We start from the raw sequence: 13,471 nt of genomic DNA on the forward strand, positions 1-13,471 counted from the left end.
GCCGGAGCCGGGCCCCGCGCGTTCCGGCGCGGATCACGCCCGGTACTGTCGGAGTCACCCACCGTCGCAAGGATCGCTGTAGGCTCACTGGAGGGCTGCTGGAGCCGCTTCTGTGGGATCTCTACAAAGCGGAGGGGTGTCCGGCTGTCGACTCGGCCCGTGCCGGGCACGGTTCTGTCTTACTCCACCAGGATTCGACTCGGGAGACTGTACGGAGTCAACGGCAGGATTTCCTTGGTCGGCTTCGTAGGGTCGGTACATGACCGTTGTGGACCAGATCCCGAGCGAGCCGACCGACGCCCGAGGCCGCGTGGCCGAACTGCACGCCCTGCGCGAGGAAGCGCGGCGCGGGCCGAGCGACCGGGCGACCGAGGCGCAGCACGCCAAGGGCAAGCTGACCGCTCGTGAGCGCATCGAGCTGCTGGTCGACCCCGGTTCCTTCAACGAGGTCGAGCAGCTCCGCCGCCACCGCGCCACCGGCTTCGGCCTGGAGGCCAAGAAGCCCTACACCGACGGTGTCATCACCGGCTGGGGCACGGTCGAGGGCCGCACGGTCTTCGTCTACGCGCACGACTTCCGGATCTTCGGCGGCGCCCTGGGCGAGGCCCACGCCACCAAGATCCACAAGATCATGGACATGGCCATCGCGGCCGGTGCTCCGCTGGTCTCGCTGAACGACGGCGCCGGCGCCCGTATCCAGGAGGGCGTCTCCGCCCTCGCCGGCTACGGCGGCATCTTCCAGCGCAACACCCGGGCGTCCGGCGTCATCCCGCAGATCAGCGTGATGCTCGGCCCGTGCGCCGGCGGCGCGGCCTACAGCCCCGCCCTCACCGACTTCGTCTTCATGGTCCGTGAGACCTCGCAGATGTTCATCACCGGCCCGGACGTCGTCAAGGCGGTCACCGGTGAGGAGATCACCCAGAACGGCCTCGGCGGTGCGGACGTGCACGCGGAGACCAGCGGCGTGGCGCACTTCGCGTACGACGACGAGGAGACCTGCATCGCGGAGGTGCGCTACCTCCTGTCGATGCTGCCGCAGAACAACCGCGAGAACCCGCCGACCGCGTCCTCGGAGGACCCGGCGGACCGTCGCTCGGACGTCCTGCTCGACCTGGTGCCGGCGGACGGCAACCGTCCGTACGACATGCACAAGGTGATCGAGGAGCTCGTCGACGAGGGCGACTACCTGGAGATCCACGAGCGCTGGGCGCGCAACATCATCTGCGCGCTGGCCCGCCTGGACGGTCAGGTCGTGGGCATCGTCGCCAATCAGCCGCAGTCGCTGGCGGGCGTGCTGGACATCGAGGCCTCGGAGAAGGCCGCCCGGTTCGTCCAGATGTGCGATGCTTTCAATATTCCGATCATCACCCTTTTGGACGTGCCCGGCTTCCTCCCGGGCGTCGACCAGGAGCACGGTGGAATCATCCGCCACGGCGCGAAGCTGCTGTACGCGTACTGCAACGCGACCGTGCCCCGGATCAGCCTGATCCTGCGCAAGGCGTACGGCGGCGCGTACATCGTCATGGACTCCCAGTCCATCGGCGCCGACCTGACGTACGCCTGGCCCACCAACGAGATCGCGGTGATGGGCGCCGAAGGTGCCGCGAACGTCATCTTCCGCAAGCAGATCGCGGAGGCCGAGGACTCGGAGGCCATGCGGGCCCGCATGGTCAAGGAGTACAAGGCCGAGCTGATGCACCCGTACTACGCCGCGGAGCGGGGTCTGGTCGACGACGTGATCGACCCCGCGGAGACGCGGGAGGTCCTCATCAGGTCCCTCGCCATGCTCCGCACCAAGCACGCCGACCTGCCGTCCCGCAAGCACGGCAACCCGCCTCAGTAAGAGGAGCCACAGACGTGACCACGCCTGCCACAGCCAAGCTTCTCCGAGTCGAGAAGGGCCACGCCGACCCCGAGGAGCTGGCCGCCATCACCGCGGTCCTCCTGGCCCGCGCGGCGGCCCAGCCCGCCGACGACGCCTCCACGTCCCGCCACGGCCGCTCCACGGCCGGCTGGCGCCGCCTGGAGCGCCAGTCGGGCTTCCGCCCCTCCCACTCCTGGCAGGGCTGACCCCCGCCGCACCGAAGGCCCCGTCTCCGACCGGAGACGGGGCCTTCGCCGTGCCCGGAGCGGGAGGGGAACCGGTCCGAGCGCCGCCTGGCGGGCCTCAGAGGGCCGCGTACGCCCCGGAAGCCCCTCGCGGACCCGGAAGCCCTCCGTGGCCGTCAGGGAGCCCTCCGTGGCCGTCAGGAGCCCGCTGGGAGACGAAAAAGGCCTCGCGGCACCGGACCGGTGCCGCGAGGCCTTCTCGTACTGCCGGGGGACGGCTACCGCAGGCGGGCCATCAGGGCGTGCTCGACCAGGGTGATGAGCGCGCTCTTGGCGTCCGCGCGGTGGCGGGCGTCCGTCGTGATGATCGGCGTGTCCGGGCCGATCTGGAGGGCCTCGCGGACCTCCTCCGGGTTGTACGGCTGGTGACCGTCGAATCCGTTCAGGGCGATGACGAACGGCAGGCCGCTGTTCTCGAAGTAGTCGACCGCGGGGAAGCAGTCGGCGAGACGGCGGGTGTCGACGAGCACGACGGCGCCGATGGCGCCGCGGACCAGGTCGTCCCACATGAACCAGAAGCGGTCCTGACCGGGCGTACCGAAGAGGTACAGGATCAGGTCCTGGTCCAGGGTGATACGGCCGAAGTCCATCGCGACAGTCGTCGTCGTCTTGTCGCCGGTGTGCGTGAGGTCGTCGATGCCCGCGGACGCAGACGTCATCACGGCCTCGGTACGCAGCGGGTTGATCTCCGAGACGGCGCCGACGAACGTGGTCTTGCCCACGCCGAAGCCACCCGCCACCACGATCTTCGCGCTGGTGGTTGAACGGGCCGCGCCGCCGCTAGAGCTTGCGAAGTCCACTGAGCACCCTTTCGAGCAGTGTCACGTCTGGCTGACCGCCGGCGGCCTCGTCGCCGCCGGGCTGGTGGATGGCGACAAGTCCGGCCTCGGCCAGGTCGGCGACGAGGATCCGGGCAACGCCGAGGGGAATCGAGAGAAGTGCCGAGATCTCGGCCACCGACTTGATCTCGAAGCACAGCTGGCAGATCCGCTGGTGCTCGGGCAACTGCCCCTGCAGCCGAGACGGATCGGCCGTCGTACTGACCAGCGCCTCGATGGCGAGCTGGTAACGCGGCCGGGTCCGGCCGCCGGTCATGGCGTACGGGCGCACGAGCGGGTTGTTGCTCCCGCCCGGCCTGCCCGCCGCGCCACGCGAACCGCCTGCGTTCCGCTGGGCGGCGGGGCCGCCCACGGGCGCCGACGGGGCCTGCGGGGTCTGATAGGGCTGCTGCATGCCCTGTCTGCTCGGGGCAGAGGGGAAGTTGAACCGGTTCTGCGCGGTTTCTCCCTGTGCGTGCGCGTCAAAACCGTTGTACGGGTGTCCGCCCGGGGGTGTCCCCACGTCTCCTCCTCCGACTGCCTCGCGGTCCATGTCCCTGTGGAGCCGCGCCACCGCACCTTACGGTGCGGTGGCGTGAAACGCACTGTCTGTCTGTTAGTTGAGAAGACTTCCCTGAAGTTCCGCCCGGAGGTCAGGCGTCAGAACACTGCCCGCGCGGTCGACGAGCAGAGCCATCTCGTAGCCCACGAGACCGATGTCGGCCTCGGGGTGCGCGAGTACGGCCAGCGAGGAGCCGTCCGAGATCGACATGATGAAGAGGAAGCCGCGCTCCATCTCCACGACGGTCTGGTTGACCGCACCGCCCTCGAAGATGCGGGACGCGCCCGCGGTCAGCGAGGTCAGTCCGGAGGCGACGGCCGCCAGCTGGTCGGCTCGGTCCCGGGGGAAGCCCTCGGACATCGCCAGCAGGAGTCCGTCGGCGGAGACCACCACCGTGTGGGACACCCCGGGGGTGTTGTCCACGAAGTTGGTGATCAACCAGTTCAGATTCTGCGCCGCCTGGCTCATGCTCACACTAACGCTCCTGGTTGTAGGTACTGCCCGGGCCGAGGCCCGATCCGTTCGTGTCCGTTCCCGCGGTGCGACCCTGCTGCACACCACGGCGCAGGTTGCTCAACCTGCCCCGCACGTCCTCAGGAGCGCGGGAGACCTGAGGGCCGCCCTGCGGGGTCTGCTCCGCCGTGCCCTCGACCAGATTGGCCTTGGGGACCCGCTTCGGAAGACCGGAGGAGGTGACCCCGCCCGCCTTCGGGTCGCGGAGCTTCTCGGCCCGCTGCCAGCGCTCGTCGTTCGTCGAGCGCCACTCTTCGGTGCCTTCGGCTTGGTTCTGCTGCGCCGCCGCCGGTCGCTGGACCGACTGCTGGGCCGTCCGCGTCGGCAGGGGCTGCTGCGCGGGCTGGGAGCCCTGCGGAGCACTGCTGCCACGACGCGGCAGACCGGCGTCGGTCATCGCGTGGCCGGCGTCCGGGGTGGGGTTCGGAGTCGAACCCGGACGGTCGAAGCCTACGCGCTCGGGAGCCGCTTCGGGAGCGCCGGGGGCAGATTCCGATTGCGTTCCGTACGACTGTTCGTAGCCGCCCTGGTACGCACCCTGATCCTGCCACTCGCCCTGCTGTGCCTGGGACTCGTAGCCGTTGTCGTACGCGACCTGGCCATTGCCCTGACCCGGATAGCCGGATTCCGCATAGGACTGCTCGGGGTAGCCGGCAGCGGGCTGCGCATAGCCGTCGTAGCCCTGCTCCTGGTAGGCGTAGCCGTCGTGCTGGGCAGCCGGCTGCTGCCCGTACTCCGCGCCGTACTCCTGCCCGTAGCTCTGGTCCTGCGCGTACTCCTGCTCGCGCTCGTGCTGGACGTAGCCCTGCTGCGAGGCGTCGATCTCGTCGCGGAACAGCGGACGCTCGCCGCCCTGGGCCTGCGACTCCAGGGCCGCCCTGCGCTCCTCGCGCATCAGCGAACGGTTCACCGGGTCGAGCTGGCGGTCGTCCGCCTGCTGCTCGTAGCGGGAGTCGTCGAAGCCCAGCTCCGCCGCCGTCCGCATCTGCGGCTGCGCCGGCTCGAAGGCGTGCTGCTGCTGCTGCGGGATGATCTGCGAGACCGTGAAGTCGTTCTCGGGGAGGTGCTCGCCACCACCACCGTGGGTGATCACGTCGGGCAGCATGACGAGCGAGGTCGTACCGGCCTGCTCGCCCGAGGGGCGGAGCTGGACACGGATGCCGTGCCGGTCGGCCAGCCGGCCGACCACGAAGAGGCCCATGCGCTGCGAGACGGCGGCGTCCACGGTCGGCGGGTTGGCCAGCTTGTGGTTGATGTCCGCGAAGTCCTCGGCGGTGAGGCCGATGCCCTTGTCGTGGATCTCGACCATCACGCGGCCGTCGGGCAGCCGGGTCGCGGTGACGCGGACCTTGGTCTGCGGGGAGGAGAACGTGGTGGCGTTCTCCAGGAGCTCGGCGAGCAGGTGCACGAGGTCGGTCACGGCCTGGCCGTGGATCTCCGCCTCGGGGACACCGGCCAGCTCGATGCGCTCGTACTGCTCCACCTCGGAGGAGGCGGCGCGCATCACGTCGACCAGCGGAACCGGCTGGTCCCAGCGGCGGCCCGGCTCCTCGCCGGCGAGGACCAGAAGGTTCTCGCCGTTGCGGCGCATACGGGTGGCCAGGTGGTCCAGGCGGAAGAGGTTCTCCAGCTGGTCCGGGTCGGCCTCGTTGTTCTCCAGGTCGGTGATGAGGGTCAGCTGGCCCTCGATCAGCGACTGGTTGCGGCGCGAGAGGTTGGTGAAGATCGCGTTGACGTTGCCCCGCAGCATGGCCTGCTCGGCGGCGAGCCGGACGGCCTCGCGGTGGACCTGGTCGAAGGCGCGGGCGACCTCGCCGATCTCGTCCTGGGAGTCGATCGGGATGGGCTGGACACGGGTGTCCACACGGCCCGGCTCGGTCCGGGAGAGCTGGTCGACGAGCATCGGCAGGCGCTGCTCGGCGATGGCGAAGGCGGCGGTGCGCAGCTCGCGCATCGAGCGGCTCATCTGGCGGGCCATCATCCCGGCGAGGATGAAGGCGGCCAGGAGCGCGATGACGACGATGCCACCGGTGACGAACGCGTCGGTCTGGGCGTCGGAGGAGATGTCGGCGGCCTCGGTCACTGCCTTGTCGACGAGCTCCTTCTCGACCTCGGTGTAGCCGTCGAACTTGCCGGTGGCGACCGCCATCCAGGTCTCGGGCGTGATGCCCTTCTTCTGGAGGTCCTCGATCGCGTCGGCGTCCTTGGCGGAACCGATCTCCTTGGCCATACCGGTGAAGACGGAGCCGTCGGGGCCCTTGGGCAGCGTGATGCCCGCCGCCTCCATCTTCTTGGCGCCCTCGGCGGCCTTGCCGCCCATGACTTCCTTCAGGCGGTCGACGTCCGCCTGGGTACCACCGGAGTTGTACTCGCCGAGGGCGATCTGCTCCAGGTAGTTGTACGAGTTGAACGCCACCGACTGCTGGGCGAAGACGTCGCCCTTCTGGCTGGGGCGGACCAGGAGCTGGGTGCCGATCGAGCGCTGCAGCGACGCGGCGCCCTTGGCGAGCTGGACGGCGTAGAGCGTACGGCCGTAGGCCGTGACGTTGCCGGTGCCGAGCCCGAGCTCGTTGGAGAACTCCATCAGGTAGTGCTGGACGCCGGTGTACCCGAGCTGGGTGTTCACCGGGTCCAGGGCCCGCGTGTACGCGGCCTGGCGGAGCTTCTCCAGCTTGGGTATCTCGTCCTGGAACAGCTTCAGGCGGCGCTCGAGGCCCTCGCCCTCCGGCATGTCCTTGACGGCCTCGTCGAACTTGATCTTGGCGGCGTCGGTGGCGGCGTACGCCTGGGCCACCTCGTCGCTCTTGCGGTCCTCGGCGGACTTCGCGGTCAGCAGGGGAGCGGCGGTCAGGTCACGCTCGTTGAGCAGTGCCTGGCTGTACTCCGAGGCGGCGCGCACGATGAGCGCCGTCTTCTCGGCGTTCTGCGCCTCCTGCCAGGTGTTGATCGCCCCGTTCACCTGGAAGCCGCCCATGACGAGGCCGACCAGCACGGGTACGAGCAGGATCGCGTTCAGCCTGGTCGGCACGCGCCAGTTGCGGGGGGAGAGCTTGCTGGAGCTCCCCTTGCCGCTGGTGGCAGCGGGCGTCGCGGGCACCTCCGCGGGAGGCGCCACCGTACGCGCCGGCGGCGTGAAGTTGCCTCGCGCCTGCTGCTCCGCGGAGCTTTCCTTGCTTCGCCTCACTCGACCAACAACCTCTCGGCGTCGGCACCTACGTTGTGCCGGTGTTTCGTTCAGGGCCGTACTACTCGGGAGTTCATGAATTGCAGCACGTGAAGGGGGTCCCCTCCAAACGTCGCTGAGCTTCGGTTTTCGTCGCCTCAAGCCCCAGATAAAACGGGCATAAAGAACGAGCCCCGCCAAATGGCGGGGCTCATGTGAGCGCAGTGGTACCGATCGGATGCGTCGGGTGTCCGCCGCGGCACAATTCTCTGTCGAAACGTTATGAACGCGGAGGCGGACCGTGGCAAAGGACACAGACCGCCCCCCAAAAGGCGTACGACAACTTCCGTACGCGTTCTCCTACTTGAGTCGTGCCATCAATGCGTGCTCCACCAGCGTGATCAACGCGCTCTTCGCGTCGGCACGGTGGCGGGCGTCGGTGGTGATGATCGGGGTGCCGGGACCGATCTGGAGGGCCTCACGGACCTCCTCGGGCGTGTACGGCTGATGCCCCTCGAATCCGTTCAGCGCGACGACGAACGGCAGGCCGCTGTTCTCGAAGTAGTCGACCGCGGGGAAGCAGTCGGCGAGACGGCGGGTGTCGACGAGCACCACGGCGCCGATGGCGCCGCGGACCAGGTCGTCCCACATGAACCAGAAGCGGTCCTGACCGGGCGTACCGAAGAGGTACAGGATCAGGTCCTGGTCCAGGGTGATACGGCCGAAGTCCATCGCCACCGTGGTGGTGGTCTTGTCGCCGGTGTGCGTGAGGTCGTCGATGCCAGCCGAGGCCGAGGTCATCACGGCCTCGGTACGCAGCGGGTTGATCTCGGAGACGGCGCCGACGAACGTGGTCTTGCCCACGCCGAAGCCACCCGCCACCACGATCTTCGCACTGGTGGTCGACCGGGCCGCCTGAGGCGCGGAGCCGCCGCTAGATCTTCCGAAGTCCACTGAGCACCCTTTCGAGCAGTGTCACGTCCGGCGTACCGCCGGCCTCTCCGTTGCCCGGCTGGTGGATGGCCACCATGCCCGCCTCGGCCAGGTCGGCGACGAGGATCCGGGCCACACCGAGCGGCATCGACAGGAGCGCCGAGACCTCCGCCACGGACTTGACCTCGCGGCAGAGGTGGCAGATGCGCTGGTGCTCGGGGAGCAGGGTGGCGAGGTGCGCCGGGTCGGCCGTGGTGCTGACCAGGGCCTCTATGGCGAGTTGGTACCGCGGCCGGGTCCGGCCGCCGGTCATCGCATAGGGCCGGACCAGCGGCTGGTCGCCCTCATGTCCGTACGACTCGTCGAGCGAGCCACCGTACGGATCGTGAGAGGCGGGGGGCGGGGTCATGAATCCTCCGGGCGTGACGGCACGAGGTCATGCCGTTCGATGGGGCCGGTGGGGGGCCGGGTGGGGCGGCCGGACGGTTTCTTGATGCCCAGGGCGGCACGGAGGGGCGTGCCGCCCTGTCGATACATGTGGCGAAACGTGTCTAGTGCAGCAGGCTCCCCTGGAGCTCGGCACGGAGGTCCGGGGTGAGGACACTGCCGGCCCGGTCGACCAGAAGCGTCATCTCGTAGCCCACGAGGCCGATGTCGCACTCGGGGTGCGCCAGTACGGCCAGCGAGGAACCATCGGAGACGGACATCAGGAAGAGGAAGCCGCGCTCCATCTCCACGACCGTCTGGGAGACGGGGCCGCCCTCGAAGATCCGGGACGCGCCCGCGGTCAGCGAGGTCAGTCCCGAGGCGACCGCCGCAAGCTGGTCGGCGCGGTCGCGGGGGAAGCCTTCCGACATGGCAAGGAGCAGACCGTCGGCGGAGACCACCACCGTGTGGGACACCCCGGGGGTGTTGTCCACGAAGTTGGTGATCAACCAGTTCAGATTCTGCGCAGCCTGGCTCATCGCGCTCAACTAGTGCTCCTGCTGGGTGGTGGGGCCGACGTGGAAACTGCCGGTCGTGGAGTTGCCCGCCTGGCGGCCCTGCTGGATGCCGCGGCGCAGATTGGTGAGCCGGCCGCGGACGTCATCGGGTGCACGCGAGACCTGCGGGCCGGCCGTGTGGGCCTGCTCCTGCGCGGTCCCGGGTACGAGGTTGGCGCGCGGTACGCGCTTCGGCAGCCCCGAGGTGGTGATGCCACCGGCCGCGGGCTTGCGGACCCGCTCGGCCTGGCGCACCAGCTCGTCGTTGGGCGAGGTCCGCCAGGAGGCGGGACCGGCCTGCTGCTGACCGGCGTTGCCGCCGGCCGGAGCGGCGGGGCGCCGCTGAGCCGGGGGAGCGGACGGGCCCTGCGGGGCCTGCCGTCCGTCCGGGCCCATGCCGTTGGAACGCTGCTGGTCCTGGTTGCCCTGACCCTGGCCTGGGCCACCCTGCTGCTGGCCGCCCTGGCTCTGGTGGAACCAGTTCGTCTCCAGCGTGTCGTACAGCGGGGTACGAGCGTCGGCGGAGGGGCCGGCCGGAGGCAGGGCCTCGGGCTGGCGGGGCTGCTGGAGCTGGGGCTGCTGGGGCTGCTGGGGCAGGTTCCCGGCCGGGCGGGGCGCACCGTAGTCGCCGCCGCGCTGGCGCGGGGCGGGAGCCTGGGGAGCCTGCTGCTGGTAGCCCTGCGGGGCCTGCTGCTGGGGCGCCTGCTGCTGACCGAAGTCCGGACGCGGGAACTGGGCGGTGGACGCCGCGTCCTGCGGTCCGGCCTGGTAGCCCTGCGGGGCCTGCTGCTGACCGAAGTCCGGCCGGGGGAACTGGCCCGTGGAGCCCGGTCCCTGAGGCGCCGACGGACGGGCGTACTGGCCCGTGTTCTCCGGCTCCTCGTGACCGCGCGGCGCGTCCAGCGGCGACATGTCCTGCTGCGGGCGGCGGACCGGCTGCGCCTGGTCGTTGCCCCAGCTCGCGGACTGCGGACGCTGCTGCTGCGGGTTGCCCCCGGGCAGCTCGCCACGCGAGAAGCCGCCCTGGGGCTGGCCCTGCTGCGGCTGCTGCCCCTGGGCCTGCTGACCCTGGTTGCCCTGGCCCTGGTTGGGCTGTCCGCCCCAGACGTCCGTACGGGACGGGATGGCGCTCTGCGCCCCGCCGAAGCCACCGGTGCCGAGGCCCGGCCGCTGCGGCTCCGCGGGTACCTGCGGCATCTGCGCCGTCGGCTGGCCCTGCTGCTGCGGTGCCTGGCCCTGCGGGGCGTTCTGGCGCGGAGCGCCGTCGCGGCCCGGCAGCGCGGCCCGCGGACCGTTTCCGGCGCCGACCTGACCACGGGGGGCCGCACCGGCACCGATCCGGCCGGCGGACGACGCCGACGGCGGTCCGCCGAGACCCGGACGGGTACCCGCACCGGCGCCACCGGCAGCGCCGGGACCACCGGTCAGACGGCCACCGGGAGCGGACGGGCCCTGGGGCATCGCGCCCTGGCCGCCGGCACCCGGCTTGGGCGCCGGCTTCTTGCCGCCGTGGGCGACGTCGACGGGGAGCATGACGAGCGCGGTGGTGCCGCCGGAGTCCGACGGGCGGAGCTGGATGCGGATGCCGTGTCGCAGGGACAGGCGGCCGACCACGAACAGACCCATGCGGCGGGAGACGGAGACGTCCACGGTGGGCGGCGACGCGAGCCGCTCGTTGATCGCGGCGAGGTCCTCGGGGGAGAGGCCGATGCCGGTGTCGTGGATCTCGACGAGCACCCGGCCGTCGGGCAGCGCGTGACCGGTGACGCGGACCTTCGTCTGCGGCGAGGAGAACGAGGTGGCGTTCTCCAGCAGCTCGGCGAGGAGGTGCACGAGGTCGTTGACGACGCGGCCGGCGACCTCGGTCGCCGGGACGGCGGCCAGTTCGATGCGCTCGTACTGCTCCACCTCGGAGGCGGCGGCACGGAGCACGTCGACCAGCGGGACCGGACGGGTCCACCGGCGGCCCGGCTCCTCACCGGCGAGGACGAGGAGGTTCTCACCGTTCCGCCGCATGCGGGTGGCGAGGTGGTCGAGCTTGAAGAGCGAGGAGAGCTGGTCCGGGTCGGCCTCGCGGGACTCCAGCTCGGAGATGAGCGAGAGCTGACGCTGGATAAGACCCTGGGAGCGGCGCGAGAGGTTGGTGAACATCGCGTTGACGTTGCCCCGGAGGAGGGCCTGCTCGGCGGCGAGGCGGACCGCCTCGCGGTGCACGTCGTCGAAGGCCGCGGCCACCTGGCCGATCTCGTCCCGGGAGTGCACACCGACGGACTCCACCGAGGTGTCGACGTCCTGCGGGTCGGCCTCGGAGAGCTGCTTGACGAGCTCGGGCAGACGGTCCTGGGCGACCTTCGTGGCGGTGTCCTGCAGTCGCCGCAGCGACCGGATCATGGACCGGGCCACGACGAAGGCGCCGACGAGGGAGACGCCGAGGACGAGCAGGATCAGGGCACCGTTGATGATCGCTTCGCGCTGCGACTCCGCACGCAGCTCACGGGCCTTGGTCTCCATCTTGTCGAGGAGATCGGCCTCGATCTTGTTCATGGCCGTGATCTTGGTGCCGTACTCGTCCGTGAAGTTGAGGTAACCGCGCGGTGCGCGGCCGGCCAGCCCGGAGTCGTTGCTCAGCACCCGGTCCGCGTACTTGTCCGCGGCGTCGATGGACGGGTTGCCGGTGCTCAGCGAGCTGGTCAGCCCGTCGGCGTCGCCGCCGGCCGACTCGAAGATGGTCTGGAACTGCTTGAGTTCCACCTTCTCGCCCTGCTGGGCGGCGTAGCCGTAGAGACGGTCACCGGGCTCGAGCTTGCCGGTCCGGCTGTCGTTCGCGGGGAGCGCGGAGGCGATGATCGCCTGCTGGACGGAGGCGTACTCCTTGGCGGACGAGAAGGCCGCGAGGGCTCGGGTCCGCTTGATCATCTCGGGGTTGCTGGTCGCCTGCGCCATGTCCTGGGAGAGGCTGAGCAGCGAGCGGATGAGCCGGCTGTACGCCTCGACCGTCACCGAGCGCGCGACGCCGTCCTTGTACGCCTCCTGGCGGATGCCGCCGATCTGGACGACCTGGGACGCGATCTGGCTGACGTTCTGGCGGATGCTCTGCAGCGCCTCGTCGCCCTCGGTGGCCGGGATCTCCGAGGTGGCGTCCATGAACGCCTTCTGGGCCCGGTCGGTGTTCTTCCGCGGGTTGGCGACCTGGTAGTCGCCGGCCGACTTGCCGTTGGCCAGCGGGCCGGCGGACAGGTCACGCTCGGCCTGGAGGGCCTTGGCGAGGTCGGTCGCCTCTTCGGTCAGCTTCGTGAGCAGCTGCATGTGGTCGAGCTGCTCCATGTCCTGGAGCGACTCGCTGATACGGATGCCGCCGAGGCTGGTGGCCGCGACCACGGGGAGGGTCAGCAGGGCGACCAGACGCGTCGAGATGCGCCAGTTGCGGAGGGCTATTCGAGGTCCGACCTCGTTCTCGCCCCTGGGCTTCTTGGCGGCCGGGGAGGTGGACTCGGAGGCAGCCGCCGTCGAGCCGTCACCGCCTGACGCACCCTGACCGGAGTTCTGGGCGTGCTGGGCCGAGGAACCGCGGTCGGTCCCGGCGCGAGGCTCCTGCTCCGCGGCAGCGTTGCTGCCATCCCTCTTGAATCGTCCCTGCACTAGCGTCGCAACCTCTGGACCAGGCGTCCTTCCGCGTGAACGGATCGGACGGTGTCGGCGTCTCGGGACGCGAATGCGCCCCAGTGGTGGTCGTCGATGACCGGCGCAGTTCCCCCTTCCCCGCCGCTCACCCGGCGCTGCGTAGCGCCCCCTGCGCGCCGGCTTGAAGCCCGCGGCGGTGCGTGGAATTCCAGCACAGTGCCGGATCTCCAACAAGGGCCGCGTGTCAGCCACCGGACGGCATGACAACCCGTACGCATCATGTCACCCCACGTAGAAGATGATCATGGATGAATCGGATTTATTACCCCCAAAGGCTCATGGACTCCGTCTGTCCCAGTCGCCATGATCAGGAGCGGAATGAAGCATTCAGTGGCGAAATGTCCGGTTGCTTGACGTGGGAACACGGACCGTTATGTCGGGATCGTCCCGCTGGTGGTGAGCAAACTCACACGTAGATCGATGTCTCCCCCATGCATTCGGAGGGAATGGCCCGTTTAGCCTGACGCTTTACACGACCCCCCGTTCTGTAGAGGCCTTCCGCGATGACGATGAAGACGACGATGCTGCTCCGCTCCACGGCCAACCCCCGCCGCACCACGCTCGCCCACCTCGACGACGCCGAGCAGCTCGGGCGGGGCGCGCAGCTGGAGCACACGGTCGAGCTCCCCACCCAGACGGCCAACCCCCGCCGCACCGTCCTCATGAACGCCCCCGAGGCCGCGCTCCCCGCACAGTAATCCGCCGGAGG

The 13,471-nt window shown here is 70.0% G+C and carries 11 protein-coding genes; 3 read left to right on the plus strand and 8 right to left on the minus strand.

Annotated features, from left to right (window positions below):
- Positions 1-259 precede the first annotated feature (259 nt).
- A complete protein-coding gene (locus ACFVGW_RS29515; protein ID WP_383309820.1) occupies positions 260-1,843 on the plus strand; it encodes an acyl-CoA carboxylase subunit beta in 1,584 nt (527 codons plus the stop codon).
- 14 nt (positions 1,844-1,857) lie between these two features.
- Positions 1,858-2,070, plus strand: coding sequence for an acyl-CoA carboxylase subunit epsilon (locus ACFVGW_RS29520; protein WP_385854095.1), 213 nt, complete (start codon positions 1,858-1,860; stop codon positions 2,068-2,070).
- Between the two features lie 257 nt (positions 2,071-2,327).
- Here ACFVGW_RS29520 and ACFVGW_RS29525 read toward each other — a convergent pair whose 3' ends face one another.
- The 8 genes from ACFVGW_RS29525 to ACFVGW_RS29560 all read right to left on the minus strand — a co-directional run bounded on the left by ACFVGW_RS29525 (position 2,328) and on the right by ACFVGW_RS29560 (position 12,720).
- The gene (locus ACFVGW_RS29525; RefSeq protein WP_050791473.1) at positions 2,328-2,909 is read right to left on the minus strand and encodes an ATP/GTP-binding protein; all 582 of its coding nucleotides are present in this window, start codon (positions 2,907-2,909) and stop codon (positions 2,328-2,330) included.
- A complete protein-coding gene (locus ACFVGW_RS29530; protein WP_383226626.1) occupies positions 2,890-3,450 on the minus strand; it encodes a DUF742 domain-containing protein in 561 nt (186 codons plus the stop codon). The genes ACFVGW_RS29525 and ACFVGW_RS29530 overlap by 20 nt, the downstream gene beginning before the upstream one ends.
- A gap of 93 nt (positions 3,451-3,543) precedes the next feature.
- A complete protein-coding gene (locus tag ACFVGW_RS29535; protein ID WP_005311461.1) occupies positions 3,544-3,957 on the minus strand; it encodes a roadblock/LC7 domain-containing protein in 414 nt (137 codons plus the stop codon).
- Positions 3,958-3,964: 7 nt separating this feature from the next.
- Positions 3,965-7,186, minus strand: a complete 3,222-nt coding sequence (locus ACFVGW_RS29540; RefSeq protein ID WP_385854096.1) for a nitrate- and nitrite sensing domain-containing protein — start codon at positions 7,184-7,186, stop codon at positions 3,965-3,967.
- 339 nt (positions 7,187-7,525) lie between these two features.
- Positions 7,526-8,119, minus strand: coding sequence for an ATP/GTP-binding protein (locus tag ACFVGW_RS29545; protein ID WP_352190351.1), 594 nt, complete (start codon positions 8,117-8,119; stop codon positions 7,526-7,528).
- Positions 8,100-8,507 (minus strand): DUF742 domain-containing protein, encoded by a 408-nt coding sequence (locus tag ACFVGW_RS29550; protein ID WP_260227791.1) that lies wholly within the window; start codon positions 8,505-8,507, stop codon positions 8,100-8,102. The genes ACFVGW_RS29545 and ACFVGW_RS29550 overlap by 20 nt, the downstream gene beginning before the upstream one ends.
- Before the next feature lie 142 nt (positions 8,508-8,649).
- Positions 8,650-9,063, minus strand: a complete 414-nt coding sequence (locus ACFVGW_RS29555; protein WP_352190359.1) for a roadblock/LC7 domain-containing protein — start codon at positions 9,061-9,063, stop codon at positions 8,650-8,652.
- Between the two features lie 9 nt (positions 9,064-9,072).
- Positions 9,073-12,720: a nitrate- and nitrite sensing domain-containing protein gene (locus ACFVGW_RS29560; RefSeq protein ID WP_385854097.1), complete on the minus strand. Its 3,648-nt coding sequence runs from the start codon at positions 12,718-12,720 to the stop codon at positions 9,073-9,075.
- A gap of 551 nt (positions 12,721-13,271) precedes the next feature.
- Between ACFVGW_RS29560 and ACFVGW_RS29565 the strand changes: the two genes are divergently transcribed.
- A complete protein-coding gene (locus ACFVGW_RS29565; RefSeq protein WP_385854171.1) occupies positions 13,272-13,460 on the plus strand; it encodes a hypothetical protein in 189 nt (62 codons plus the stop codon).
- Positions 13,461-13,471 lie beyond the last annotated feature (11 nt).

The organism is Streptomyces sp. NPDC127129 (genome assembly GCF_042671585.1).
Classification (GTDB): domain Bacteria; phylum Actinomycetota; class Actinomycetes; order Streptomycetales; family Streptomycetaceae; genus Streptomyces.

Bases quoted from the DNA above. Each gene is read 5' to 3' on its own strand.
- ACFVGW_RS29535 (WP_005311461.1), bottom strand. From the start codon at position 3,957: ATGAGCCAGGCGGCGCAGAATCTGAACTGGTTGATCACCAACTTCGTG.
- ACFVGW_RS29550 (WP_260227791.1), bottom strand. From the start codon at position 8,507: ATGACCCCGCCCCCCGCCTCTCACGATCCGTACGGTGGCTCGCTCGAC.
- ACFVGW_RS29565 (WP_385854171.1), top strand. From the start codon at position 13,272: ATGAAGACGACGATGCTGCTCCGCTCCACGGCCAACCCCCGCCGCACC.
- ACFVGW_RS29515 (WP_383309820.1), top strand. From the start codon at position 260: ATGACCGTTGTGGACCAGATCCCGAGCGAGCCGACCGACGCCCGAGGC.
- ACFVGW_RS29555 (WP_352190359.1), bottom strand. From the start codon at position 9,063: ATGAGCCAGGCTGCGCAGAATCTGAACTGGTTGATCACCAACTTCGTG.